Origin of the sequence: Methylobacterium aerolatum (genome assembly GCF_022179085.1) — a bacterium.
GTDB lineage: Bacteria > Pseudomonadota > Alphaproteobacteria > Rhizobiales > Beijerinckiaceae > Methylobacterium > Methylobacterium aerolatum.
Genome location: NZ_BPQE01000004.1, coordinates 211,344 through 236,366, shown reverse-complemented (window position 1 = coordinate 236,366; position 25,023 = coordinate 211,344). Strand labels below are relative to the sequence as shown.

Here is a 25,023-nt window from a genome sequence, read left to right as displayed (position 1 = left end):
CCGTCCCCCGGGTCCGGCTTATTTCCAGGCCTCGAAGGCGTCCTGCAACACCTGCGTGCCCGATTGCCCCTTCTCGAAGGTGAGCACTGCGCGGCGTCCCGATGTGTAGCGCACCGCGAGGTCGAACCACGACCGGCGCAGGAGCAATTCGGTGTTCCGCTCCACGTCCGAGGGGAGCGACGAGAGGCCGATCAGGAACAGGTTGTCCCTCACCCGCACCGGCAGGCCCGAAACCGGCGAGCCGCGGCTGTTCTCGTCGTCCTTGGCCTGCAGCAGGCCGACGTCCTGCACCACCCGCGTCGCCGCGTCGGGCCCCGTCTCGCTGAAGGCGAGGCTCACCGTATGCGACGCGGGGAGCGTGGCATCGAGGTTCTTGCGGATCGTCATGGTGAGCGACAGTCCGGCCTCGGGATAGGTGACGGCGGCGATGGCCACCGTCTGCAGGGGCTGGCCCTGGTCGCCGTTCGAGGTCTCGAGCCGCCACGTCACCCGGCCGGTGGAAGTCTTCGGCTGGGTGGAATCCGGTGCGCTCGACTCCTCGATCAGCACGGCCGATTGCGCCACCGCGACGCTCTGCTTGGGCTCGGGCGCCGGGGTCGCAGGCGCGGCGGGCGTCTCCTCCGCGCGGGGCTTGGGCCGCTCGGGCGTCGGCGTGGCGGCCTCGTTGCCGACCCGATCGCCGAACTTCGTCTCGGCCGAGCCGTCGGCGGCCGCGCTCGATGCCCCGTTCGGATCGGTACGCACCAGGGCCTGAGGCGTGTCGCGCAGGAGGAAAGCGGCGACGCCGATGGCCCCGATCACCGCGACCAGCACCACGAAGATCGCGATGTTGCGCAGGATCCGCGACCGGCCCCGCGGCGCGACCACGTCGATCCGTGGGCGCTGGCGGCCGTGGGCTCCATCCGTCGCGACGTCCACGCCGTCCAGCACGGGATCCGCCGTCGCCGGGTCGGCGGGCGGAAGCGGCGGTTCGCCGAAGGGCGGCGCCTCGGCCTCGGGCTGCGTCCGCGGGGCGGTGATCGCGATGGCGGCCTCGCGCGGGCGGGTCGCCACAGGCTCCGGCCTCAACTCGAAGCGCGGCGAGGGCGCGCGGGGGAGCGCCGGGGCGGGCGGTGCCCCCGCCTCGGCCCGGGCGGGCTCCGGCTCGGGAAGGCCGGGCGGCGGCGGCGGCGGCAAGGGGGGCGAGGCGGCGGGCTGCGCCGGCGTGGGGACGGGCGGCGCGGCCGCCTCGCGCACGGGCTCCCGTCGCGGTGTCTCCTGAAGGGACGCCCCCTGCGGGAACGCCCCTGGGCGGGGCTGATCCGCACGGCTCGGCGTCGTGGGCGCCGGCGCAGGGGGGACCGGCGCGGCCGGCGGCGGGGATGCGACCCGCGAAGGGGCGTCATTGGCGGGGGCGGGAATACCGCCGTGCTCGATCTCGAGCCGTTCGATGGCGGCGTCGAGGGCCTTACGCTCGAGGTCGATGTCGTCTTCCGAGAGGGGAGGCTCCAGGGACCGCAACTGGCTCACGAGGGCGTTGCGTGCCCGGTCGTAGACCGCTCGCCTCAGGCCCGGCGAACGGTCGGGCAGGGCATCCAGTGCCCTCGCCAGAAGCGGGTAATAATCGGCCATTCTGTCCCGGTTCGCCCCGCATGGCGCCGCGCCAGCCGCCGGCTTTGCGGACGCTCCCTTGCAAGGCCAGGGTTAACGGAAGCCCTGGCCGTGCGACACCGGTCCAAGCCGGCTTCCACGTCTCATCAACCAAATAAATGCCGCGATCAATCCTCGAAGGGATTATGCATCAGGATGGTATCGTCGCGCTCCGGCGAGGTCGACAGGAGCGCCACGGGCGCTCCGATCAACTCCTCGATCCGGCGAACGTACTTGATCGCCTGCGCGGGAAGGTCCGCCCAGGAGCGACCGCCCGCCGTCGTCTCGGACCAGCCCTCGAAGGCCTCGTAGACCGGCTCGACCCGCGCCTGATCCGCCTGGCTCGCCGGGAGATGGTCGATTTCGCGGCCGTCGAGGCGGTAGCCCGTGCAGATCTGGATCGTGTCGAACCCGTCGAGCACGTCGAGCTTGGTGAGCGCGATGCCGTTGATGCCCGACGTCCGCACGGTCTGCCGCACGAGGGCGGCGTCGAACCAGCCGCAGCGGCGCTTGCGCCCGGTGACGACGCCGAATTCCCGGCCGCGGGCACCGAGCCGCTCACCCGTCTCGTCGGTCAACTCGGTGGGGAAGGGGCCTTCTCCCACGCGGGTCGTGTAGGCCTTCACGATGCCGAGCACGTAGCCGATGGCCGAGGGGCCGAGTCCGGAGCCGGTGGCCGCCTGCGCCGCGACGATGTTCGAGGAGGTGACGTAGGGATAGGTTCCGTGATCGACATCGAGGAGCGCGCCCTGCGCCCCCTCGAACAGGATGCGCTTGCCCGCGCGCCGGGCCTCGTCCAGCAGGGACCACACCGTGTCGGCGTAGGGCAGAACCTTCGGCGCGATGGCCAGCAATTCGGCCTTCAGGGCGGCACCGTCGATCTCGTCGATGCCGAGGCCGCGCCGCAGGGCGTTGTGGTGGGCGAGGAGGCGGGCGATCTTGGCGTCCAGCATCGCTTCGTCGGCGAGGTCCACCACCCGGATCGCCCGGCGGCCGACCTTGTCCTCGTAGGCGGGGCCGATGCCGCGCTTCGTCGTGCCGATCTTGAGGACCGTGTTCGACGTCTCGCGGAAATGGTCGAGTTCGCGATGGAGGGGCAGGATGAGCGTGGCGTTGTCGGCCACCCGGAGGTTTTCCGGCGTGATCGAGACACCCTGTTCGGCGATCTTGGCGATCTCCTCGATCAGGTGCCAGGGATCGACCACCACGCCGTTGCCGATCACCGACAACGTGCCGCCCCGGACCACGCCCGAAGGCAGGAGCGAGAGCTTGTAGGTGACGCCGTCGATGACGAGCGTGTGGCCGGCATTGTGCCCGCCCTGAAAGCGGACCACCACGTCGGCCTGCTCGGAGAGCCAATCGACGATCTTGCCCTTGCCCTCGTCGCCCCATTGGGCGCCGACTACGACGACGTTGGCCATGCCTGACTTGTACCTACCTGATCCCGCGCCCGCCGCCGGATGGTGCCGTCACCGGGCGCTTCGTGACCGTTTTCGCGATCCGGCAGGGGAAATCAAGCAGAGTTGGTCTGGCGATCCGTGCCGAGGCCCGGCGTCCGACGCTATTTCGCTTCCGTTCCAGGCTGGCGGCCGGGCAATTCGCCGGGCTTGATCACCGGCATGGTGCCGCTCTGATCAGGCTTCACGACGGTGCCCGAGGCGGCGCCATCGCTCGGCGGCTTGATGACGCCATCGTTCTTCTGGAGCTTGTCCGACAGGTTCTGGTCCTGCGGGGGTGCGTCCGCGCTCGGCCGCACCCGGTCCGGCGGCGTCTGGCTCGCCGGGGGCAGGGCGGGATCGCTGTCCTGCTTGCGCAGGGGCGCGTCGGGGTTTTGCGCCAGCGCGACGCCCCCGGTCAGCAGCATCGCGAGGGCGGCGGCGGATAGGGCGTGGCGGTGTAACAAGCTCGGCAACGCTGTCTCCCGGTGTTCGCTCGAACGTCGGGAAGGAACAGGCGGGGGCGAGAACCGTTCCGGTGCCCCCTCGTCCCCCACAGGGCGAGGGGGTTCAGCCCGCCCGCGCCAGTTCCAGGTACAGTTCCCGCAGGCGACGGGTGAGGGGGCCGGGCCGGCCGTCGCCGATCCGGTTCCCGTCGATCTCGATCACCGGCATCACGAAGGACGACGCGCTGGTGTAGAACGCCTCGGCGGCCGCCTGCGCCTCGGCGACGGTGATGAGCCGCTCCTCGATCCGCAGGTCGGCCTCCGCCGCGAGGCGCAGCACGCTGGCGCGGGTGATTCCCGGCAACAGCGCCGTCGAGAGCGGTCGCGTCACCAGGGTGCGGTCGGCCGTGATGACGAAGGCGGTGGAGGAGGAGCCCTCCGTCACCGCGCCGTCCTCCACCATCCAGGCCTCGGAGACACCCGCCTCCACCGCCTGCTGCTTGGCCAGCACCTGGGCGAGGAGGGCGACGGACTTGATGTCCCGGCGCTTCCAGCGAAGGTCCTCCACCGTGATGATCCGCGCGCCCTTCTCGGCGAGCGGGTTGGCGGCCACGGTCTTGGCTTGCGTGAACATCATCACCGTCGGCGAAGTGTCGGCGGGCGGGAAGCCGAAATCCCGCTCGAAGACGCCGCGCGTCACCTGCATGTAGACCAGCCCCTCGGTAAGGCCGTTCCGGCGCACCAGATCAAGCTGAAGCCGCTCCCACTCGGCGGCGTCGTGGGGATTGCGGATGCCGATCTCGCCGAGCGACCGGTCGAGGCGGGCGAGGTGGGCCGCGTTGTCCACGAGGTGCCCGTCGAGCACCGCCGAGACCTCATAGATGCCGTCGGCGAAGAGGAAGCCCCGGTCCATCACCGGCACCTTGGCTTCCGCGAAGGGCAGGAACTCGCCGTTCAGGTAGACGATGCGGGACGCGCTCACGGCGGTTTTCCTCGGGCTGGCGAAGTGATCGATGCGGCGTGGGTCGTTCTAGCCGGTCAGGCGTGCCCGAAAACCCGCTGGAAGATCGTGTCCACATGCTTGAAGTGGTAGCCGAGATCGAAGCATTCCTCGATCTCACCCGGGCTCAGCGCCTGCGTGACTTCGGCGTCGGCCTTCAGGAGGGTGAGGAAGTCGCCCTCGCCGCGCCAGACCGGCATGGCGTTGCGCTGGACGAGGCGGTAGGCGTCCTCGCGGGAGACGCCCGCCTGGGTCAGCGCCAGCAGCACGCGCTGGGAGTGCACGAGGCCTCCGAGGCGGTCGAGGTTCTTCTGCATGTGGGCCGGGTAGACCAGTAGCTTCTCGATCACCCCGGTCATCCGGGCGAGGGCGAAATCGAGGGTCACCGTCGCGTCGGGGCCGATCATCCGCTCCACGGAGGAGTGGGAAATGTCGCGCTCGTGCCAGAGGGCGACGTTCTCCATCGCCGGGTTCACGGCGCTGCGCACGATCCGGGCGAGGCCGGTGATGTTCTCGGTGAGCACGGGGTTGCGCTTGTGCGGCATGGCCGAGGAGCCCTTCTGCCCCTCGGAGAAATACTCCTCCGCCTCCAGCACCTCCGTGCGCTGGAGGTGGCGGATCTCGATGGCGAGCCGCTCCAGCGACGAGGCCACGACGCCGAGCACCGAGAAGAACATCGCGTGCCGGTCGCGGGGGATGACCTGCGTCGATACCGGCTCGGGCGTCAGGCCCATCTGCTTGGCGACGTACTCCTCCACCCGCGGGTCGATATTGGCGAAGGTGCCGACCGCCCCGGAGATGGCGCAGGTGGCGATTTCCTCGCGGGCCGCCACCAGCCGGGCGCGGTTGCGCGCGAACTCGGCATAGGCCTGGGCAAGCTTGAGGCCGAAGGTCACCGGCTCGGCATGGATGCCGTGCGAGCGGCCGATGGTCGGCGTCATCTTGTGCTCCTGCGCCCGGTGCTTGAGGGCGTCGAGGAGGGCGTCCACGTCGGCGATCAGGATGTCGGCGGCACGGACGAGCTGGACGTTGAGGCAGGTGTCGAGCACGTCCGAGGAGGTCATGCCCTGGTGGACGAAGCGGGCCTCGGGCCCGACGATCTCGGCGAGATGGGTGAGGAAGGCGATGACGTCGTGCTTCGTCACGGCCTCGATGGCGTCGATCCGCGCGACGTCGAAGGTGGCGTTCCGCCCCATCTCCCACACCTTGGCGGCCGCCTCCTTCGGCACGACGCCGATCTCGGCCAGAGCCGTGGTGGCGTGCGCCTCGATCTCGAACCAGATCCGGAAGCGCGACTCGGGCGACCAGATCGCGGTCATCGCGGGGCGGCTGTAGCGGGGGATCATCGGAGCACAGTCTCAGGCCATCGGGGGATGGTCGGCGGGTAGCACTCCCCGGGCCGTAGCTCAATGCGGGGCTGGTGGGACAATCCGATGGGGCCATCCGGCGCAGGTCGCGGTGGCCACGGCGAATAGGGTGTTGCGAATAGCGAATGGATTGAAGCGGATCGATCGGTGCTCCACCGAACGAACTATTCGCTATTCGCTACTCCCCATTCGCCCGTCACTCCGCCCGCACCCAGCCCGGACCCAGCAACCGCTCCTGCGGCCGGAACTTGGCCTTGTAGTCCATTTTGCGGGAGCCATCGACCCAGTAGCCGAGATACAGGTACGGCAGGCCGAGGCGCCGGGCGCGGTGGATGTGGTCGAGGATCATGAAGGTCCCGGGCGAGCGGCCGGCCTCCGATGGCTCGAAGAAGGAATAGACCATCGACAGGCCGTCGGAGAGCACGTCCGTCAGGCAGACCGCCATGGGCGCGCCCATGCCCCGTCCCGTGATGGCCGTATCGGGACCATGGCGGCGGTAAACCACGAGATGCGTGTCGACGTGGCTGTCCTCGATCATCATCGCGTAATCGAGCATGGTCATGTCGATCATGCCGCCGTCGTCGTGGCGGGCGCCGAGGTAGCGGCGGAACAGGGCATACTGGTCGGAGGCCGGGCGGTTCGGCTCGGCGGCGCCGATCAGGTCGGCGTTGCGGGCGAGGACCCGGCGCTGGCTGGCGCTCGGCTCGAACTCGTCCACCACCACCCGCACCGAGATGCAGGCGCGGCAGGATTCGCAGGCCGGGCGGTAGGCGATGGTCTGGGACCGGCGGAAGCCGCCCTGGGTCAGGATCTCGTTCAGGTCGCGTGCCCGGCGCCCCACGAGATGGGTGAAGACCTTCCGCTCCTCCTGCCCCGCGAGATACGGGCAGGCCGACGGCGCCGTCAGGTAGAATTGCGGAGTGTCGCGCGGATGGCTCGTCACGCTGTATCGGAACCTCGGCGACAGCCTTTCTCGCTTCGCCCACCCCTCAATCTACAAGGGATACGGCCGGGCTCAATGCCCCGGAGGACCAAGCCCGGCTTAAAAAATCACGGCGCGCCTTCGGCCCCGTGGCCGACGCGCCGCCGTGTCGCGCCGCTCAGCGGGCGGGGACCACCGCGAGGCCGAGGAGCAGGTCATGGCCCAGGCGCCGGTCGGAGCGCACGAGACCGAAGGCCACGTCCACGCACCACAGCAGGAACGTCGAGACGGCGACGTAGAACAGCAATGCGTGCACAGCCGCCGTGACGAAGTCGACCGGCCGCCCGCTCTCCGGCGCGACGACGCGCAGGCCCATCATCCGCTGGCCGATCGTGCTCTGCCGGCTGCCGCCCACCGTGATGGCGCTGTAGATGATGCCGCTCGCCGGCAGCACCGCGAAGAGCGTCCAGCCGAGGCCGAAGGTGACGAGGCCCACCACGGTGATGAGGAGGGTCAGGAAGGCGGTGAAGCCGAAGATGAACAGGATATCGAGCAGGTACGCCACGGTGCGCGCGCCGAGGCTCGCGCGGACGTAGGGCACCGGCAGGGTGCCCATGAAGGGCGGGGGCGCCGTGCGGTCGGCGTAGGTGGAGCGGGGATCGTACATCGGGTCGGTCCTGCGAAAGCAGCGACCGTGAGGTGGGTGCGCCCGCGGCCGCCCGCAAGATCCTTCCGCTGGGAGACCCGTCTTTGCGAGACCTGCCTCTGGAAGACCTCCCGATGGAAACCCGCTGCCCGAACGCGGCGCCCCGGCTCACCGCCCCGCAGGATCCGCCGAGGCCGCATCGGGCGTGTCGAGATAATAGCGGCGCAGGAGGTGGAGGGCGGAGCCCGACAGGGTCCGGCCGTCCGCCGCGACCTCGATCAGCCCCGTCGCGTCGAAGCGGCAGGTGAGGCGGTGGGGCCGGAGACCCTGCGTGTAGTCCACGCGGACCGTATCGGGCGATTGTCCGGCACCGGCGCTCTGGAAGGCGACGCCGGGCCCCTGTGCGAGGGCGGGGAGGGCGCGGCGGCAGGTCGCCACGCGGTCCTCGCGGAGGGTGCCCTCGCACGCGGCGAGCCCGGCGAGGAAGCCGACGACGACGCCCGCCGCGACGAACAGGCCACGGCCGAACCTCACGACGCCACCCCCGCCGACCGCTTCCTCAAGGCGTCCGCCTCACGCGTTGCGCAGGCGCTCGGCCACCCGGGGGGCGTGGTAGGTCAGCACGCCGTCGGCCCCGGCCCGCTTGAAGGCGAGCAGGGCCTCGACCATGGCGCGGTCCCCGTCGAGCCAGCCGTTGCGGGCGGCGGCCTCGATCATCGCGTACTCGCCGGACACCTGGTAGGCAAAGGTCGGCACCTCGAAGGTGTCCCGCACCCGGCGGATGATATCGAGGTACGGCAGGCCGGGCTTCACCATCACCGAATCGGCCCCCTCGTCGAGGTCGAGCCGGACCTCGCGCAGGGCCTCCGCCGAGTTGCCGGGGTCCATCTGGTAGGTACGCTTGTCGCCCACCAGCGCGCTCTTGGTGCCGATAGCGTCGCGGAAGGGTCCGTAGAAGGCGCTCGCGTACTTGGCCGCGTAGGCCATGATCTGCACGTCGAGGAAGCCCGCCCGGTCGAGGGCGACGCGGATGGCGCCGACGCGGCCGTCCATCATGTCCGAGGGGGCGATGATATCCGTCCCCGCCTCGGCCTGGATCAGGCTCTGCTCCACGAGGACGGCGACGGTCTCGTCGTTGAGGATCGCCCCGTCCCGCATCAGCCCGTCATGGCCGTGGCTGGTGTAGGGGTCGAGGGCGACGTCGGTCATGATGCCGAGCTCCGGCACCGCCTTCTTCACGGCGCGCACCGCCCGGCAGACGAGGTTGTTGGCGTTCAGCGCCTCGGACCCCACCGGATCGCGCAGGTCCACCTCGGTGAAGGGGAAGAAGGCGACGGCCGGGATGCCGAGCTTGGCCGCGCGCTCCGCCTCGCGGACGATCTGGTCCACCGACAGGCGCTCGACGCCGGGCATGGAGGCGATGGGCTCGCGCCGCCCCTCGCCCTCGATCACGAACATCGGCCAGATCAGGTCGTCGACGGTGAGCGTGTGCTCCCGGACCAGGCGGCGGGACCAATCCGCCTTGCGGTTGCGGCGGGGGCGCTGAGTGATGCTCAGGCCACCCTTGCGGCTGTCCTCGCGGGCAGCTTCGACGGCGAGGGGGCGCGGTTCCGGGAGGGTGTCCGACATGCGTTCGGGTGTCCGGGCTCGGGGTTCCGGCCACGCGGAGGGAACCCCGCAGGATGGCCGCCACAGAGGGCAGGCGCCGATCGCGCCCGCCCGCTCCGCCTAGCACGCGGCCCGGCGCCGACCCAAGCGCCATCCCGGCCGGACGGGGTTTCCGGCGTTGACGGAGCCCGCCGGACGGGGTTCAACCCCGGAGGTGCCCGGTGGAACGGGGGCGAGGGGATCGCAAGGCAGGCCATGACGCATCGAGGCTCACGCGGACGGACGGGCCGGCCATGCGCGGCCTGATCCCGCTGCGCGGCAAGCCGGCCCGGTCCGGCGGCCTCCTCGGCGACCGGATCGAGCGCCACGCCGCGCCGCCGTCGAGCACCTGGGACATCGTGCTCGTCTGGTTCATGCGGCTGACCGCGCTGGCTTGGCTGGTGAAGTCGGTCTACGCCTGGGCGACGATCCTCGACGTGCTGCCGGGCGTGCGCCCCTTCGAGGGCGAGCCCTTCGGGCGGCAGGCGGCCATCGTCTACTTCGCCGTGGTGGACGCGGCGGCGGCGAGCGGCCTGTGGCTGACGAGCGCCTGGGGCGGCGTGCTGTGGCTGCTGGCCGTCACCTCCGCCCTGACCCTCGCGCTTCTCACGCCTCAACTCGTGCCGATCTCGACGCCGTTCCTCATCGCCGGGGCGTCGGTGATGGCGATCTACTTCGTCCTGTCCTGGCTTGCCGCGCGGGAAGGCCGCTAGTGCATCGATCCAGTCGAAGGCATCAGCCGAGACTGGAAAATCGATGCAAAAACAATGAGCGAGTGCAGTCACGCATGAACGGAGGGACTGCGTCACTGCACGGGCGCATCGGTCCAGGCGAAGGCGTCAGCCGACACTGGACAAGGTGATGCGGAAACCATTCGCCGGTGCAGGCCCGCATGAACGGGGTGAGTGCGTCGCTTCACCGGCGCAGCAACGCGGCGCCCGGGCCGCGCCGGATCTACGCAGATTTCGCTACGCTTTCGACAGGTTCGATTCACCCTCATCACGAGGGTGAACGAAGTCTTGCCGCGATCCATTCAGTTTGTCTTTACTGCCACAGGTAAATCGGGAATTCATCTTGCCGCTTAAAGCGTCTTTCATTCGAGGCCGGTAGGTTTGCCATACAAGCGGTGGCGGTTCGAACGACCATCGCGCAGCCATCAGGGCTCGATCAGCCAGGGACCGCACCGATGAAGAACCAGACCGCCCGTACCCAGCCCGCCCCCACGGAAGAGGTGGCCGCGCCGCACAACGCCTATCTGGAGGCGCTGCACCTGGTGGAGCGCCTGCACCGCCGGCTCCTGGACGTGATCAAGGACGAGTTCGAGCGGCGCGGTCGCGAGGACGTCAACAGCGTGCAGGCGCTGCTGCTCTACAACATCGGCGACAGCGAACTCGCCGCCAGCGAGCTGCGGACCCGGGGCTACTACCTGGGCTCCAATGTCTCCTACAACGTGAAGAAGCTCGTCGAGGCCGGCTACCTCCACCACGCCCGGTCGAAGACCGACCGGCGCTCGGTGCGGATCAGCCTCACCGACAAGGGCCGCCAGATCCACGACATCGTCCAGCAGCTCTACGACAAGCACTCCCGCACGATCACGCCCATCGGCGGCATCTCCGATGAGGACTTCGACCGCCTCAACCGCGCCCTCGGCCGTCTGGAGCGCTTCTGGACCGACCAGATCCGCTACCGGCTCTGAGACCGGCGCGCTCGAGATCCCGATCGAACAGGCTCTCGCTCCGGCCCCTTTCCTCATCCTGCGTATCTGGCTGAGTGTCTGGCCGAAAAGTCGGCTCTTTTCCCCGCCGCGCCCTCATCCTGTGGTGCCGGAGCGCAGTGGAGGCCTCGAAGGACGGCTCCCAGGATCGCGGAGCCTTCTGGACTCCTCCTTCGAGGCGGCTTCGCCGCACCTCAGGATGAGGGGGTGGATTGGAACGAGGGGCTTCCCGGTCAGGCTCTCAGGCGCGCACCGCAGCGCGCTGTGCTCCGGTGCCTCGGGAGGGGTCGCAGGAGGGCGGGCCGCCGACTGTCAGGCCGGACTCAGCGGAGAATCAACAGACCGTCAGCCCAGGCTGAACAGCCCCGCGATCCCCGAAATGACCGCGTAGGCGAAGCCGGCATTGAGCGCCACGCCGAACAGGCCGATGCCGAGGCCCGCCAGCACGAGGATGCCGTCGCGCTCCACCAGCCCGAGCCCGACGAGGCAGACGGCAAGGCCCAGGGGGATCTGCCCGATCAGCGGGGCTGCGACGATCAGCGCCAGGGCCAGCGCAAGCAGCGCCACCCCCATGCCGCGCATGCCGATCGCCGTCTCGAAGACGCTGAGGCGGGGCCGCGACCAGCGTTCCAGACGCTTCAGCACAGGCACGGCCCGGGTCACCGCGCGCTGCACGTCCGCTTGGCGAATCGATTGTCCGAGGAGCCGCCGGGGCAGCCACGGCGCCGACATGCCCGCCGCGATCTGGATTGCCACCAGCAGCAGCAGCAGCCCGCAGACGAGGGGAATCGGCGGCGGCATCGGCAGGCAGTTGGGCAGGCCGAGCAGCACGACGAGCAGGGCGAAGGCCCGGTCGCGCAGGACCGCCACGATGTCCGCCACCGTCAACCGCTCGCCTTCCTGGCTCGCAAGCACGGTGAGGACGTCCGAGGTGCGTGCACCGGCTGCCACGTCCCGCCAAACCTTCACTGTCTCGGGGGCGCTCTAGCCGAGATCGCGCCCGGCGCCAAGCGTCGGGCGCCACGGAGCCGGTCCGGCCGACCGGTTGAGGATCACCGGTTGCAGGGCCTCGAACCTCAAGTTTCTTCGGAAGTCGGTTGTTTCTTCAGAGTTTCACAGCATCAACCAAGCATTGTTTTTGCGCCATGAAGGATTGTCCGCATTCGTCTTGTTCATCGACGCAATAAGCCATTGCATCCGGAATCATGAATGGCCTTAATACGGAAAGCCTCCACAGGATCAGCGCCCGTTGCGCTCTCATCGGCGCGCTTCCCGCGGCGCGATTCCCCTCATTGTCTTGCTCGTCCCGGCGTGGGGTGACCTGTCCCGGAGGGCGGAAGCCTCCGACGCCGAACTCGACCGGGTCGTCTTCGGCAGCCTGGAGGCCGGCACGTCGAGCTTCAACACCTCGGGGTTCAAGATCGCCCTGAAGGAGAGCGGCCCGGCCCTCATCGTGAGTCTCGGCGGAGGCGCCCGGCGGGAGCGGATCGGAACTGTCGACGGCGGGACGGCCGAGATCGGCCGCACCGTCGCAACGGCGTCGGGCGTTCTCGGCTATCAATGGTACCGGGAGGAGGGGGTCGTCGGCCTCTTCGCCGGGCCGGAGGCGACGCTGACCATCGTCAGCGACGGCGAGAACTTCGTGCGGAGGACCGTGCGGACGGGTCTCCGGGTCCAGGCCGAGGCATGGCTGCGTCCGAGCGAAGCGACGCTGTTCCAGGGATCCCTCGTCGCCGGGACCGCGCGGACCAGTGTCTGGGCCCGCGCCGCGGGCGGCTTCCGGCTGAAGGAGACCTATCTCGGACCCGAGATCGGCCTCTACGCCGACGCCACGGGCTACCGGAAATGGTTCTTCGGGCTCCACGTCACCGATCTCGCGATCGCGGGCCTGCACCTGCGCCTCTCCGCCGGGGGGCAGGTGACGCCGGAGCGGCAACTCGGCCCCTATCTCGGCCTGGCGACGTGGCGGGAGTGGTGATCCTCAGGGCTCGGGTGACAGCGATGCGAGGAACCGGCTGGCGTCACGCCGGATCTCCTTGCGCCGCGCCTCGTCCATCTTGGCCAGGGTACGGTAGGGCATGGCCATGCGCTGGTTGCCGGACAGGATCTCCTCGTTCTCGATCAGGAAGTTCCAGTACAGGTAGTTGAAGGGGCAGGCCCGCTCGCCATTCTTGGTGCGGACGTCGTAGGCGCAATCCGCGCAATAGTCGGACATCCGGTCGATGTAGGCGCCGGAGGCGGCGTAGGGCTTCGAGCCCATGACGCCCCCGTCGGCCCAGAGCACCATCCCGTGGACGTTGGGCAACTCGACCCATTCGTAGGCGTCCGCGAAGACGACGAGGTACCATTCCTCGACCTCGGCGGGTGAGAGACCGGCAATCAGGGCGAAGTTGCCCGTCACCATCAGCCGCTGGATATGGTGGGCGTAGGCGTGGCTGCGGGTCTGATCCACGACCTGGCGGATGCAGTTCAGGTCGGTCTCGCCCGACCAGTAGAACCAGGGCAGGGGGCGGCCCGCGTCGAGGGCGTTGCTCGCCCGGTACTCGGGCATCCGCGCCCAGTAGAGTCCCCGGACGTATTCCCGCCAGCCCAGGATCTGCCGGATGAACCCCTCCGCGCAATGGAGCGGGGCCTCGCCGTCCTTGTAGGCGCGCTCGGCCTCGCGGCAGACCTCCTCCGCCGTCAGCAGCCCCGCATTGAGGGCCGGGGAGAGGAGAGCGTGGTAGAGGAAGGGCTCGCCGCCCTTCATCGCGTCCTGATAGTCGCCGAAGGTCGGCAGGCATTCGGCGATGAAGTGCTTGAGGGCCGCGAGCGCGTCGGCGCGGGTGACCGGCCACGAGAAGGCGGCGGTGTCGCCGAAATGATCCGCGAACTCCTGCTCGACGAGGGCGATGACCTCGCGGGTGACGGCGTCGGGCTGGAAGCCGATCCGGTCCGGCACGCGGTGGCCCTTGGGCAGGCGCTTGCGATTCTCGGCATCGAAATTCCAGCGACCGCCCACCGGCTCCCCACCCTCCATCAGGAGACCGGTCCGCTTGCGCATCCCCCGGTAGAAGGTCTCCATGCGCAGGTGGTGCTTGCCCTCGGCCCACCCGGCGAAGTCCTCGCGGGGGCAGAGGAACCGGTTGTCGGCTCGGATCTCCACGGGGACCGAGAGGGTCTCCCGCCAATCCTGCATCATCTCCCACACCCGCCACTCGCCCGGCTCCGTCACCACCACCCGGCCGACGGACAGGCGGGCGAGCGCCCGTTCGAGCTCGCCCGTGAAGCTGTGGGTGTTCCCGGGATCCGTCAGTTCGACGTAGGCGACATTGACGCCCTCGTCGCGCAACCCTTGCGCGAAGTGGCGCATGGCGGCGAAGAGGAAGGCGATCTTCTGCTTGTGGTGGCGGACATAGGTCGCCTCGTCCCGCACCTCGACCAGCAGCACGGTGTCGTGCTCGGGATCGAGATCCGTGAGGCTCGCAATGCGCGTGTTGAGCTGATCGCCGAGGACGAGGCGCAGCGCGCCCTTCGGTCCGGCGGTCGCCTTCCGCGTGCCCTTGGGCGACGCCTTGGCCTCCCTGCCGCCCGATTGTCCCTGCGGTCGCTTGGCCAAACCGATCTCCCCCACGCGGGGTGGGGGCGGCACCGTTCCCGGTCCCACCCCAGGCGCGAACAGGGTAAAGCTGGGGCCGACCTTCGGGAATCGGGCAAACCGGGCCTGTCCCGGACCACGGAGTCGCAGGGGATCGCATGAAGTTCGCGTTTGCCGGCATCGATTTCCTCGGCGGCGTGTTCGAGGCGTTGATCGCTGCGGGATGGACGCCGGTGAAGCTGTTCTCCCGGCCCTGCGACGGGATCTACGATCACAACGAGGTCGTGGTGGCCCGCGCCCGCGCCGAGCGGATCCCCGTCCAGCTGTCCCGCATCCGGCAGGAGGACCTCGACGGCCTGCACGCGGCGCACGGCAAGGACTGGGCCCTCGTGGTGGCGGGCTATCCGTGGCTGGTCCGGGGCTGGCGCGGGCGGGCGAACTACGCCCTGAATTTCCATCCCTCGCCGCTGCCCACCGGCCGCGGCCCCTATCCGCTCTTCCGCGCCATCCTCGACGGCTACGAGACCTGGGGCGTCACGGCCCACGTCCTCGCGGAGGATGGGTTCGACACCGGTGACATCCTCGCGCAGGACATCTTCCCCCTGTCGGCGACGGAGACGCACGAAGCGCTGCTCGCCAAGTGCCAGATGGCGGCCCGGCGGATCGCCGCCGGCCCGCTGGCGCGCGAGCTTCCGGCGCGCTGGAAGCGGGCCGAGCCGCAGGGTGACGGCTCCTACTGGGCGCGGGCCAACGACGGCGACCGGACCCTCGACTTCCGCCAGGAAGTCGAGGCGATCCTGCGCCGGGTCCGGGCGTTCGGCACTGTCGAGACCATCGCGCGCCTCGGCGACCAGCGCGCCTACATCGCGGAGGCCCAGGGCTGGCGCGAGGCCCACGGCCACCCCCCCGGCACGGTCGTGCACCAGCACCGCCGCCACGTGGTCGTCGCCGCCCGCGACGGCTTCGTGCAGATCCTGCGCTGGTCGCCCCTCTCCCTCGCGGAGTCCACCCAGACCGGTCGCTGACCCGCCGCCCGGCCACCATTTTCGGCTGGACAGGACGGGGCGGATTGCCTAACCCTCACCGCCGTGCGGGCGTAGTTCAGTGGTAGAACGTCAGCTTCCCAAGCTGAATGTCGTCGGTTCGATCCCGATCGCCCGCTCCAAAGCTTTCCCCCCGCAGCGCAACGGCTGGCGGCGGTATCCTCAACCTCGGCGCCCCCCGAAACGGGTGGATAAAACGGGGATTCAACGCAAAGCCCTCAATCCCTTGACGAATCAGAGCTTGCGGCCATCCGGGGCCCGGCGCACGATTGCACCCAGGAAGACCCTCCGCAAATCGAAACGCCGCTTGGCCTGACCGGCCAGCCATCCGCCGCCGGGAGGCTGTGCGGCCGCGCTCGATTTTTGCATTCCCACGATGGCAATCTGGTTCACGGCCGACACGCACTGCGGCCAAGGCGGCATCATCCGCATGTGCGAGCGCCCCTTCCACGATGTGATCGAGATCGATGTGGCGCTGATCGGCGCCTGGAATGCGAAGGTCCGCCCGGGCGATCACGTCTGGCACCTCGGTGACTTCGCCCTGGGCCACGACGCGGACACGCTGCGCGAGATCTTCGACGGCCTGCACGGCACCGAGTTCCTCGTGAAGGGCAACCACGACACGGACGAAGTGCTCGCCCTGCCGTGGGCGCGGCCGCCGGAGAAGCCCGTGGAGATCGCCGCCGACGCCGTCCGGATCGTCGCTTGCCACGACCCTGTGCGCGCGTGGGGGGCGCTCGGTCGGACGCTGCACCTGCACGGCCACACGCACCGGCCCGTGCCGGACCCCAAGGGGTCCTGCGACGTCGGAGTCGACAGCTGGGGATACGCGCCGAGTCGGATCGCCGACGTCCGGACCCGGCTTGTGGGCGTGACGCTCGACGCCGAGGAGCGCCGGGAGATCCGGCGCCGCGACTAGGCGATCAGAATGCCAAGTCCGTGCGAGCCTGGACGTCCTCATCGGGCATTCGGCGCAGCTTCCGCTCCGGACGCGTGCCGATCAGGATGCTGCCAACCTCGCAGATCGGGATCGGGGATACGACGACGAGGTCGGCGGCGGCGAGGATCCGGCGAGCCGGGGGCGGGACAAGCGATCCCCACGCTTGAAGACGCTGCACAGGTTTGTCCGTTCCCGCCGGAAAGACGACGACGATGACCCGCCGCCGTGTCCGGCGACCGCAATGCCCCGCCCCTGGACACCAAGCGGCGCGGCGACACTGGCCATTGGCGTTGCGGCATAGTCCGGCACGGTTCCGATCGTTCCCCGTGCCAGGGCGGGGCGGGTTGCCGACGGCGTCCGAGCATCTCGGCTAACGAGAGGGCCGCCCGCCGGCGAGGTGGGCGGCCGTCGTCGTTCCAGGAGCGAACCATGATGGAGAGCGAAGTCGGGCGGCTAGCTGACGCAACCGTTCGGCTCCCAGTGCGGCTGGCGGAGACAGCGGTCCTCCTCGCGCTGGCGATGTCCTACACCTGGGCGGACATGATGGCCGCGCTCTGCCAAGCGGCGGGACGGGCGGTCGATGACCGGGCCCGGCTGCAGGCCCGCACCGTCCGCCTCGTGGGCCGGGGTATGCCTTCGCCGAGGCGAGCCGTGGCCTGATGAGGGTGCAATGACGCCGCGGCTTGCCGGCTGAAGCCATTCACTCAGCATTCATTTCGAGCGCAACTCTATATCGCGGTCAAGGATGCCGTCTCTTGCAATAAGTTCCAAATCTACGGCAAAAAGTTATTCGAAATCTCGGCGTCCTCGCCTCTTAAATCCGCATTGGGGACGCTTAGATGCTGCTCGCGGCACTGATGCCGAGGAGGAAATTATCATGATGAAGCGTGTCGCCGTGGCCGCTATGGCGGCGAGCGCCCTTCTGGCCGCCGGTCAGGCAGCCGAGGCGAAGGGCTGCATCAAGGGAGCCATCGTCGGTGGCATCGCCGGACATTACGCCGGGCATGGCGTGCTCGGTGCGATCGGCGGATGCGCGGCCGGTCGCGCCCTGGCCAACCGCCAGGCAGAGCGCCAGCAGGTCGCCCCGGCCGCAGGCACCAACGTCGCGGCTCGTCCTGCCCAGGGTGCCGGTGGTTACGTAGGCTACTGACGTCTGGGTGCCGCGTTCATCGCGGTATCTCATCGGCTCGAACGACGACTGACGAAGCCCGAGGCCGGCACTCAATGCCGGCCTCGGGCCGTTCGTGCGACAATTGTCGATCCACAGACAGTTCGGCACCGTCGGACAGGGATCGGGCGGATGATCGTTCAATCCGCTTTCGCCGCCCTGCTTCCGGAGTGGGCTGGCAGGTGCAGTCGCAATGGCGTGAGGCAGACACCCCGCCATGGTCGTCGCCGAAGACGGGCGGACCATCACCGCTCCGTGAGAACCCTTTCGGCACAAGGGCCGACATCTCCATCGGCTGGCCGAGGCTTCGAGCCGACGGTCGACTTGCTCCGCCGCACACCCCGATTTCTCGGCACCTGCGGCGCCGGCTGGAAATCGGGTGCTTCCGCCGTCCAGCGTCCTCGACCGATAGCAATCCGGTGCGGATGCCGCGTCTTTGGTCATTCGTTACCAGTAAGATTTTCACCCATTTTGGATATTTGAATTATTTTTAAGCCCTTTGCCGTGAAGCCGCTGATCTCGGTCGAGATTGCCCATCACGCGAGACATGAAGCCAAGCATGGCAGCTCTTCTTTGATTGAATGAAACATTCGAGAAACCAAATATCACCCACCAATACGGAACTGGCATCCAGGTCCATTGTTCTTAGCGTCCATGAGAGCGCCCAGGGCGCTTTCGACCCAAACGATGGAGTACCATTCGATGACGATGAAGATCGGCGTCGCCACCCTGGCTGTGCTGGCCAGCCTCGCGGCCCCGGCCGCCCAGGCGTCCGAGGCCGCTCACGCCGGAAGGGCCATGGACGCATTGCGGGCCGGCACCCTGCCGGTGTCCTACTCTCAGTTCCGGGGCGGCTACGGTGGCTGGCACCGCGGCGGGTTCGGCGGTTGGCGCGGCGGCTATGGCTATCGCCGTGGCCCGGGCGTCGGCGCAGCGGTCGGAGCGGGACTGCTGGGCTTCGCGGCCGGCACCGTGATCGGCTCGGCGGCCGCCAGCAGCGCGGCCCGGCCCGTCGCGGTGTATGAGACCCCCGCCCCGGTGGTCTACGCCCGCCCGGTCGCCGTCCGCGGTTCGGCCTACTGCGCCGCGCGCTACGGCTCGTACGACCCTGTCTCGGGAACCTACCTCGGCTACGACGGCTTCCGCCATCCCTGCCCGTAACCCGGTGAATATCTCCTGAGCCCAGGCCCCGGCCGCTGAGCAGCGGCCGGGGCCTCTTCATATCGATGAGCTATTCAGGCGTCAGGACGTCGTCCCGTCCCCGACGGCGAGGGCCGCATCGGCTTTGCCCTCGCTGCGGGCGGCCTCTTCCTGCGCGATGGCCAGGACGCGTCGGCGGCCTTGCACGTCCGTGATGGCGGTGAAGGCTTCCAGGAGGGCGGACGCTTCGCTCCACGGCGTCGACGCGGCCCCGTCCCTAAGGCTCTCGACTGGCACCCCGAGCGCATCCGCAATCCGTTGCAGCAGCGCGATTCGCCGCTGTGCGGCTTCCTGGTTTTCGAACATCGTCTCACAACGTTGAACGAGTACGGTCGGCGGCGTCACGGGGGTTGCGCATCCGCCCGCGCCGCCGTGCCAGCGCCTGACGTAGAGGCGGAGGAGTTGGGCGACCGCCCGGTCCGCGTAGGCTTGCGGCTCCTCGCCCGCCTCGGGCTGGACTATCTCGGTCGGCGAACGGCCGAGCAGGATGGCTGCGAGTTCGACCCCATGGAGACCGGCGACCTTGGCCTCCCCGATCGCCCATCGGTCGAGGAGGTGTCGACGCGCATCGCCGCCGTGGGCATCCATTTCAAGCATCGGGCCGAACCGTCCGGCACGTGGCCCGGGCGAAACCCGGAGGGAAAGGGACGGGCGCCGGACGCGCGCCCGGAGAGATGCATGCGCCCGACCCCGCCGCCGCCCCGGACGCTGATCGGATAGAGCCTCCGGAACGACCTCGAAAATGTGGGACAGGCCCCCGGGAATGCCCCGGGCGCCCGAAATCGGTTCCCATACGAGCCGGGACGGCGACCGTCTGGAGGGACGGATCGACCGGCACCGAAGCCCAAGCGGTCGGGCTCACGCCGCCCGCTTCTCGACGACGACGGTGTCGTAGATCCGGCCGTCGTCGTAGAGCCACTTGGCGAAGGCTCCCGCGATCAGCGCACCGGCGATGGGAGCGAGCCAGAAGAGCCAGAGCTGCGCCACGTACTCGCCGCCCGCGAACAGGGCGACACCGGTCGAGCGGGCCGGGTTCACCGAGGTGTTGGTTACCGGGATCGAGACGAGGTGGATCAGCACCAGGGCGAAGCCGATGGGGATGCCGGCGAAGCCACTCGCTGCACCCTTCGAGGTCGAGCCGATGATGATCATCAGGAAGAAGAAGGTCGTCAGCACCTCGGTGACGAGGCAGGCGGTCAGCCCGTAATTCCCGGGACTGAGGGCGCCGTAGCCGTTCGAGGCGAAGCCCTTGGGCACCCAGCCCACCTTGCCTGAGGCGATCAGGTAGAGCACCGCCGCCGCCGCGATGGCGCCGACGAGTTGCGACAGGATGTAGGGCACGACGTGCTTGTTCGCGCAGCGCCCGGAGGCCCAGAGACCGAGGGTGACGGCAGGATTGAAGTGACCGCCGGAGATGTGTCCGACCGCGTAGGCCATGCTGAGCACCGTCAGCCCGAAGGCCAAGGCGACGCCGACGAAGCCGATCCCAAGTTCGGGGAAGGCCGCCGACAGCACGGCGGCGCCGCAGCCGCCGAAGGTGAGCCAGAAGGTGCCGAAGAACTCGGCCGCCGTGCGGCGTTTCAGGTCATGGTCCATGGTCGTTCTCCTTCGGAACAGTCTCGTGGATTCAGGTGATCAATGGCTTCCGTGACCTGCTCTCGGAGCCCGCCCGGCACGGGGGCCATGGCGGGTCCGCCCAAGGGGGCGACGGCTACTTCTTCGACGGCTCCGAGCCGAGGTAGACGTACTCGGGCGCGGCCCGGAGTTGGTCCCTGTCAGTCTCGATGACGGCGTCTAGCGTCCCGCCATCCTTGCGGTTCAACTGCAGCGTGTCGGGTGCCACGGCGACGTACTTCGCGTTCAGGCCGAGGAAGCCGCCGACACTTACGACGTAGGACTTGATCCCGCGCTTGTCGTCGAAGACCACGTCGGCGACCGATCCGACCGTCTCGTTGGCGCTATTGCGGATGCTCAGCCCGACGAGCTTCGATGCGACGAGGTCGTCGTGGGCCTGGGCGACGAAGCGCACCTTGAGGTCGTCGTTCAGCGTGGCCGGCGCGCCCGGCACCGCTGCGGGCGACTGTGCCGTTGCGGGGGTGGCCGCGAGCAGGATGCCCGCGAGGAAATGGCGGCGTCTCATGGTACGGTCTCCTGGTCGGCGTGTTTGGTCTGGGGTTCGGATGGTTCCCGGTGTTTCGGCGGTGGCGCGTAGTAGAGCGCGACCGCTCGCCAGAAGGCGTCCCGCTCCGCAGGCGCACGCTCGGCTAGGAGGGCGTCGATGCCGGCCCTGACCGCAGACGCTACGAGGGTCGGGTCATCGGGCATCGACACGGTCGCTTGCCCCGGCGTCTCGTCGGCGGCCACGACTCAGGGCTCCCCAAGCTCGGCGGCGAGGCGGTCGCGGGCACGGCTGACCCGGCTCTTCACCGTGCCGGGCCTGCAGCCGAGCCGCTCGGCGGCAGCCTCGTAGGTCAAGTCCTCCACGGCGACGAGGAGCAAGGCCTCGCGTTGGTCGGGCCCAAGCCGGTCGAGCGCGTCCCGCATGTCCTGCACGTCGAGACGGTGCTCCTGGTCGGCGAGGCTCGACAGCCCGGCAGCATGCGTGCCTTCCGGATCCGGCACCTCCCGGCGATACTTCATCCGCCCGTTGAGGTGGCCGTTGCGCAGGATTGTGAATAGCCAAGCCTTCAGGCCGGTACCGGGCCGGTAGCTGGTACGATGTTCCCATGCCTTGAGCAGGGTGAACTGGACCAGATCCTCAGTCTCGGCTGCGTTCCGGGTCAGCGAGAGCGCGTACCGGCGCAGCTGGGGCACTGCCGCGACGAGTTCGGCCGCGAAGCCATCCCCCGTTCGCGCCTCGAACCTATCCAAGGCCTCGGACAGGCGCCGGAGCGCCTCGGCCAGGGGCGAGGCGCCGTCGATCATCTCAACTTCTGGGTAGTAATCCCGTAGGTCTCGTCCGATCTCGGCACCGGCCAATGAGATCACGGCGCCGAAGATGGCAGGCGAACGGAATTGTTCGGCGACAAGCGGCACGGGTCAGGCTCATCATCGTCTTGAAATTAGGGCCCAAAGCGGTCCAGCGGCCACCGGGCTCGGTCGGCATGAATGTCAGGCCGCCGGTCTCCACTTCAATGGTACGGGCATACCGGGATCCTAAAATAAATTTCGGAACCAGCTTGCGCGCAACCTGTTCATGCGTGCTGCCGAATGGGCGGCTGTCGTGGGAAAGGACGAGGCAAGCCGTGACGGCGGGCGTCGACAGGCATGAACTCCGGTAGATCATCGCCGGCCTGAGCGAGGGCGTGATCCTAATCGAGCCCGACCAGACCATCGCCTACGCGAACGAGGCCGCGCTCGCGATGCATGGCGCGGGCAGCCTGGAGGAACTCGGCCCCACGGTCGACGAGTACCGTGAGCGGTTCTGCCTGCGCTACCGCAACACCGTTACCCCGAACCAGTATCTCATCGAGCGGGTCGCGGAGGGCGAGCGTTTCCACGTCGTCATCGTCGAGGTCCGGCGCACCGACAGGCCCGAACAGGACGTCGTGCACAGCCTGCGGAGCCCCGTGGCCACCCACCGCGAGGGCAAGCCGAGCTGCCTCGCCCTGATCCTCAAGGACGTCACCGACCAGTTCGAGGCGGAGGACCGGTTCGAAGCGACCTTCGATGCCAATCCCGCCCCGGCGGTGATCACCCGCCTGTCGGAGCTCCGGCACGTAAAGGTCAACACGGGTTTCCTTGAGATGACCGGCTTCACCCGTGACGCCGTCCTCGGGCGCAGCGTCGACGAGGTCGACGTGCTGGCGCGGGCACGCCACCGCGACCTCGGCATCTCCCGTCTGAAGGAGGGTGGCACCATCCCTCAGATGGAGGCCTGCCTTTCCCTGCCCGACGGCGGCAGCCGCTTCGTCATCGTCGCCGGCCAACCCATCGAGTTGGGCGACGAGCCGTGCATGTTGTTCACCTTCGCGGACCTCGAACTCCGTCGGAAGGCCGAGACGGCGCTTCGCCAGAGCGAGGCGCGTTTCGCCAAGGCGTTCCGGATCACCCCGGTTCCGACCGTTCTGGCGCGGGCAGGGAACTTCCGGGTTACCGGCATCGACGAGACCTTCACCCGCGTCTTCGGAATTGGGGAGGACGCCGTCGTCGGCCGTGGCCTCGAGAAGGCCGGCCTCTAGGTGAACGAGCGGCACAGGAGCGAATTCGAGTCCGCCCTGGAGCGGACAGGCTACGTCCTCGACGCCGAGGTCTGCCTGCGCCGCGAGGACGGGGCGAACCTCGTACGCAACCACGGGGCTGTCCTCTACCGCAAGATCGGTGTCCACAAGCGCAGCGATGCCGTCATTTGGGGGCGCGAAAACGCATTTTCCCTCCACGTCCAGAGAACAACGTGATCCATCTACCGGTATATGCTGCCCATTGATGACGAAGATTGATGGATCTTTTCACGGAATCTGCATTTTTCTCGCACCTGACGGCTTGGCGATGACCGAAGGGAGGAATTCCGCAGCCGACGACGCTTCCGACTACGCCGAGGATGCCGACGATCGCGGCGCCCGCGCGCTGCGCCATGCCGGTCAGGGCGGCGTGAGCGGCCAGGTCGCCGAGTACAACCAGGACCAGATCCGCGACCCGGACCTCATCTACCCCGGACAGGTCTTCGTGTTGCCGAACGTGAAGGGCCCGGAGGCCGACAAGGTCGGCGCGCGAGCGGGCCCATGAGTGCGGCACCCTCGCGCGCCGACAGGGACGACCGGAAACGGGGGCGTCGCCCAACCTTGGTTAGGCCGAAAAACCGAAGCCTGCACGCCACCGCTTTTCTCGGCGTCGATGTCTAGTGCATCGATCCAGTCGGAGGTGTCAGCCGAGACTGGAAAAATTGATGCAAGAACAATGAGCGAGTGCAGACACGCATGAACGAGGTGAGTGCGTCACTGCACTAGGCGGCCTTCGTCCCGCTTCAGGACTTTGGGGAGCCGGGGAAAGGAGGGTCGGCTTCACATCGACGGCGAGCGCGGCTTCGATACGGTCGATGTCCTGCGGAGTGTGGCGGACGGCCACGGTCTCTCGGGCGCCCAGGGTGCCTCGGCTTGCCGAGGGTAACACGTCACAGGTCACGCCATGCGCTACGCGTTACAGCTTGGCCTCAAGAGCCCGAGGCGGGAGGACGGGCCAGCGTGGCTTTGGTACGCCCGCTACTCCTAAGCCCCTCGCGGACATCGGGCGGTCGCTTGCGCTATGGGTGGGTATGCATCGCTTCCCGCCTGAACGGATCGTCTGCCTGACCGAGGAGACGGTTGAGACGCTCTACCTGCTGGGCGAGCAGGACCGAATAGTCGGAGTTTCCGGCTACGCCGTCCGTCCGCCGCAGGTGCGTCGCGAGAAGCCCCGGGTCTCGGCCTTCACCAGCGCCGACATCCCCAAGATCCTGGCACTCGCGCCGGACTTGGTCTTGGCCTTCTCGGACATGCAGGCCGGCATCGTGGCCGACCTCGCCCGAGCCGGCGTCGCGGTCCACCTTTTCAACCAGCGCGACGTGGCCGGCATCCTCGCCATGATCAGGACGGTGGGCGCCCTGGTGGATGCGAAGGACCGCGCGGAGACGCTCGCTCGCGGCTACGAGGAACGACTGACGACGGTCGCCGGGCAATCGCACGGACGCCCGCGGCTCCGGGTGTACTTCGAGGAATGGGACGAGCCGCTGATCTCCGGCATCGGTTGGGTATCCGAGCTCGTGCGAATAGCGGGCGGTGACGACGTCTTCCCCGAACTCGCCAAGCAGCCGGCCGCCAAGGACCGCATCGTCACGTCGGAGGCGGTGTTGGCCGCCCGGCCGGACGTCATCCTGGCATCGTGGTGCGGGAAAAAGGTGGTGCCGTCCCGCATCGCTTCGCGGCCCGGCTGGTCGTCGATGCCGGCGGTCGCGGCGGGACGGATCGTCGAGATCAAGTCGCCACTCATCCTGCAGCCGGGGCCGGCAGCACTTACCGATGGGCTCGACGCCATTCTGCGTGCCCTAACCGCCCCAATACATCGTTCACCTGCGCCGATCTCAGTCGACGGTCAGCCGTAACGCATGAGCCATGACATGCTGATGTCATGGCCGCCGCATTCAGGGCCACTTCGCCTTCCAAGCGGATTTCGCCATCCAAGCGACCATTGGAATCCGCAGGGTGGATGGTCCGAAACCAGGCACACAGAGACGAGACCCTGGGCCGCGACAAAGGTCTGCTTCCTTGTTTCTCATCCTGGGAGCGGTCATTCCGCTGACGGCCAGACGACGCC

The 25,023-nt window shown here is 68.7% G+C and carries 25 protein-coding genes, 1 tRNA gene and 1 pseudogene; 12 read left to right on the top strand and 15 right to left on the bottom strand.

Features of this window, described 5'->3' with window-relative positions; all coding sequences use genetic code 11:
• Positions 1-18: 18 nt before the first annotated feature.
• The 9 genes from MFF06_RS03550 to hemB all read right to left on the bottom strand — a co-directional run bounded on the left by MFF06_RS03550 (position 19) and on the right by hemB (position 9,075).
• Positions 19-1,611 (bottom strand): histidine kinase, encoded by a 1,593-nt coding sequence (locus tag MFF06_RS03550; RefSeq protein WP_238201619.1) that lies wholly within the window; start codon positions 1,609-1,611, stop codon positions 19-21.
• A gap of 146 nt (positions 1,612-1,757) precedes the next feature.
• Complete coding sequence (locus tag MFF06_RS03545; protein WP_238201618.1) at positions 1,758-3,050, bottom strand: adenylosuccinate synthase; 1,293 nt, start codon at positions 3,048-3,050, stop codon at positions 1,758-1,760.
• A gap of 140 nt (positions 3,051-3,190) precedes the next feature.
• Entirely contained in the window at positions 3,191-3,541 is a 351-nt protein-coding gene (locus tag MFF06_RS03540; RefSeq protein ID WP_238201617.1) for a hypothetical protein, read from the bottom strand.
• 94 nt (positions 3,542-3,635) lie between these two features.
• The gene (locus MFF06_RS03535) at positions 3,636-4,493 is read right to left on the bottom strand and encodes a D-amino-acid transaminase (protein ID WP_238201616.1); all 858 of its coding nucleotides are present in this window, start codon (positions 4,491-4,493) and stop codon (positions 3,636-3,638) included.
• A 56-nt stretch (positions 4,494-4,549) separates the two neighbouring features.
• Positions 4,550-5,857 (bottom strand): adenylosuccinate lyase, encoded by a 1,308-nt coding sequence (gene purB, locus MFF06_RS03530; protein WP_238201615.1) that lies wholly within the window; start codon positions 5,855-5,857, stop codon positions 4,550-4,552.
• Between the two features lie 217 nt (positions 5,858-6,074).
• On the bottom strand, positions 6,075-6,821 hold the full coding sequence (locus MFF06_RS03525; RefSeq protein WP_238201614.1) for an arginyltransferase: 747 nt from the start codon (positions 6,819-6,821) through the stop codon (positions 6,075-6,077).
• Between the two features lie 157 nt (positions 6,822-6,978).
• On the bottom strand, positions 6,979-7,467 hold the full coding sequence (locus MFF06_RS03520; RefSeq protein ID WP_238201613.1) for an RDD family protein: 489 nt from the start codon (positions 7,465-7,467) through the stop codon (positions 6,979-6,981).
• A gap of 147 nt (positions 7,468-7,614) precedes the next feature.
• On the bottom strand, positions 7,615-7,980 hold the full coding sequence (locus MFF06_RS03515; RefSeq protein WP_238201612.1) for a hypothetical protein: 366 nt from the start codon (positions 7,978-7,980) through the stop codon (positions 7,615-7,617).
• 39 nt (positions 7,981-8,019) lie between these two features.
• Complete coding sequence (hemB, locus tag MFF06_RS03510) at positions 8,020-9,075, bottom strand: porphobilinogen synthase (RefSeq protein WP_238201611.1); 1,056 nt, start codon at positions 9,073-9,075, stop codon at positions 8,020-8,022.
• Positions 9,076-9,347: 272 nt separating this feature from the next.
• On the opposite strand from hemB, the gene MFF06_RS03505 reads away from it, so the two are divergent.
• Together MFF06_RS03505 and ldtR are read left to right on the top strand one after the other, a co-directional pair.
• Entirely contained in the window at positions 9,348-9,806 is a 459-nt protein-coding gene (locus MFF06_RS03505) for a DUF6163 family protein (RefSeq protein WP_238201610.1), read from the top strand.
• Between the two features lie 473 nt (positions 9,807-10,279).
• Positions 10,280-10,789, top strand: a complete 510-nt coding sequence (ldtR, locus tag MFF06_RS03500; protein WP_238201609.1) for a transcriptional regulator LdtR — start codon at positions 10,280-10,282, stop codon at positions 10,787-10,789.
• 363 nt (positions 10,790-11,152) lie between these two features.
• Here the strand turns inward: ldtR and MFF06_RS03495 are convergent, their stop codons facing one another.
• Positions 11,153-11,758 (bottom strand): exopolysaccharide biosynthesis protein, encoded by a 606-nt coding sequence (locus tag MFF06_RS03495; RefSeq protein ID WP_283207242.1) that lies wholly within the window; start codon positions 11,756-11,758, stop codon positions 11,153-11,155.
• Between the two features lie 346 nt (positions 11,759-12,104).
• On the opposite strand from MFF06_RS03495, the gene bcsS reads away from it, so the two are divergent.
• Complete coding sequence (gene bcsS, locus MFF06_RS03490; protein WP_238201608.1) at positions 12,105-12,785, top strand: cellulose biosynthesis protein BcsS; 681 nt, start codon at positions 12,105-12,107, stop codon at positions 12,783-12,785.
• Positions 12,786-12,788: 3 nt separating this feature from the next.
• Here the strand turns inward: bcsS and MFF06_RS03485 are convergent, their stop codons facing one another.
• Positions 12,789-14,312, bottom strand: a complete 1,524-nt coding sequence (locus MFF06_RS03485; protein ID WP_238201705.1) for a cryptochrome/photolyase family protein — start codon at positions 14,310-14,312, stop codon at positions 12,789-12,791.
• A gap of 230 nt (positions 14,313-14,542) precedes the next feature.
• Here MFF06_RS03485 and MFF06_RS03480 point away from each other — a divergent pair, with 230 nt between their 5' ends.
• The 6 genes from MFF06_RS03480 to MFF06_RS03455 all read left to right on the top strand — a co-directional run bounded on the left by MFF06_RS03480 (position 14,543) and on the right by MFF06_RS03455 (position 18,696).
• Positions 14,543-15,409, top strand: a complete 867-nt coding sequence (locus tag MFF06_RS03480; RefSeq protein WP_238201607.1) for a methionyl-tRNA formyltransferase — start codon at positions 14,543-14,545, stop codon at positions 15,407-15,409.
• Positions 15,410-15,474: 65 nt separating this feature from the next.
• Positions 15,475-15,549: transfer RNA gene (locus tag MFF06_RS03475), tRNA-Gly, on the top strand.
• 254 nt (positions 15,550-15,803) lie between these two features.
• Positions 15,804-16,346: a metallophosphoesterase family protein gene (locus MFF06_RS03470; protein ID WP_238201606.1), complete on the top strand. Its 543-nt coding sequence runs from the start codon at positions 15,804-15,806 to the stop codon at positions 16,344-16,346.
• 450 nt (positions 16,347-16,796) lie between these two features.
• Entirely contained in the window at positions 16,797-17,027 is a 231-nt protein-coding gene (locus MFF06_RS03465; RefSeq protein ID WP_238201605.1) for a hypothetical protein, read from the top strand.
• Between the two features lie 217 nt (positions 17,028-17,244).
• Positions 17,245-17,517 carry a hypothetical protein gene (locus tag MFF06_RS03460; protein WP_370876568.1) on the top strand — a complete coding sequence of 91 codons (273 nt, stop codon included), beginning with the start codon at positions 17,245-17,247 and terminating at the stop codon, positions 17,515-17,517.
• A 726-nt stretch (positions 17,518-18,243) separates the two neighbouring features.
• Positions 18,244-18,696, top strand: a complete 453-nt coding sequence (locus tag MFF06_RS03455; protein ID WP_370876585.1) for a BA14K family protein — start codon at positions 18,244-18,246, stop codon at positions 18,694-18,696.
• An 81-nt stretch (positions 18,697-18,777) separates the two neighbouring features.
• On the opposite strand, the gene MFF06_RS03450 is transcribed toward MFF06_RS03455, so the two are convergent.
• From MFF06_RS03450 to MFF06_RS03435, 4 genes are all read right to left on the bottom strand, one after another.
• Positions 18,778-19,332, bottom strand: coding sequence for a hypothetical protein (locus tag MFF06_RS03450; protein ID WP_238201603.1), 555 nt, complete (start codon positions 19,330-19,332; stop codon positions 18,778-18,780).
• A gap of 261 nt (positions 19,333-19,593) precedes the next feature.
• Positions 19,594-20,331: an aquaporin Z gene (gene aqpZ / locus MFF06_RS03445; RefSeq protein ID WP_238201602.1), complete on the bottom strand. Its 738-nt coding sequence runs from the start codon at positions 20,329-20,331 to the stop codon at positions 19,594-19,596.
• Between the two features lie 115 nt (positions 20,332-20,446).
• On the bottom strand, positions 20,447-20,875 hold the full coding sequence (locus MFF06_RS03440) for a PRC-barrel domain-containing protein (RefSeq protein WP_238201601.1): 429 nt from the start codon (positions 20,873-20,875) through the stop codon (positions 20,447-20,449).
• Positions 20,876-21,102: 227 nt separating this feature from the next.
• Entirely contained in the window at positions 21,103-21,771 is a 669-nt protein-coding gene (locus tag MFF06_RS03435) for a sigma-70 family RNA polymerase sigma factor (protein WP_238201600.1), read from the bottom strand.
• A 245-nt stretch (positions 21,772-22,016) separates the two neighbouring features.
• Between MFF06_RS03435 and MFF06_RS03430 the strand changes: the two are divergent.
• The 3 genes and pseudogenes from MFF06_RS03430 to MFF06_RS03420 all read left to right on the top strand — a co-directional run bounded on the left by MFF06_RS03430 (position 22,017) and on the right by MFF06_RS03420 (position 24,811).
• Positions 22,017-23,132, top strand: a pseudogene (locus MFF06_RS03430) (PAS domain-containing protein).
• Between the two features lie 28 nt (positions 23,133-23,160).
• Complete coding sequence (locus MFF06_RS03425) at positions 23,161-23,460, top strand: LysM peptidoglycan-binding domain-containing protein (RefSeq protein ID WP_238201599.1); 300 nt, start codon at positions 23,161-23,163, stop codon at positions 23,458-23,460.
• Positions 23,461-23,986: 526 nt separating this feature from the next.
• Positions 23,987-24,811 carry a cobalamin-binding protein gene (locus tag MFF06_RS03420; RefSeq protein ID WP_238201598.1) on the top strand — a complete coding sequence of 275 codons (825 nt, stop codon included), beginning with the start codon at positions 23,987-23,989 and terminating at the stop codon, positions 24,809-24,811.
• Positions 24,812-25,023: the final 212 nt, after the last annotated feature.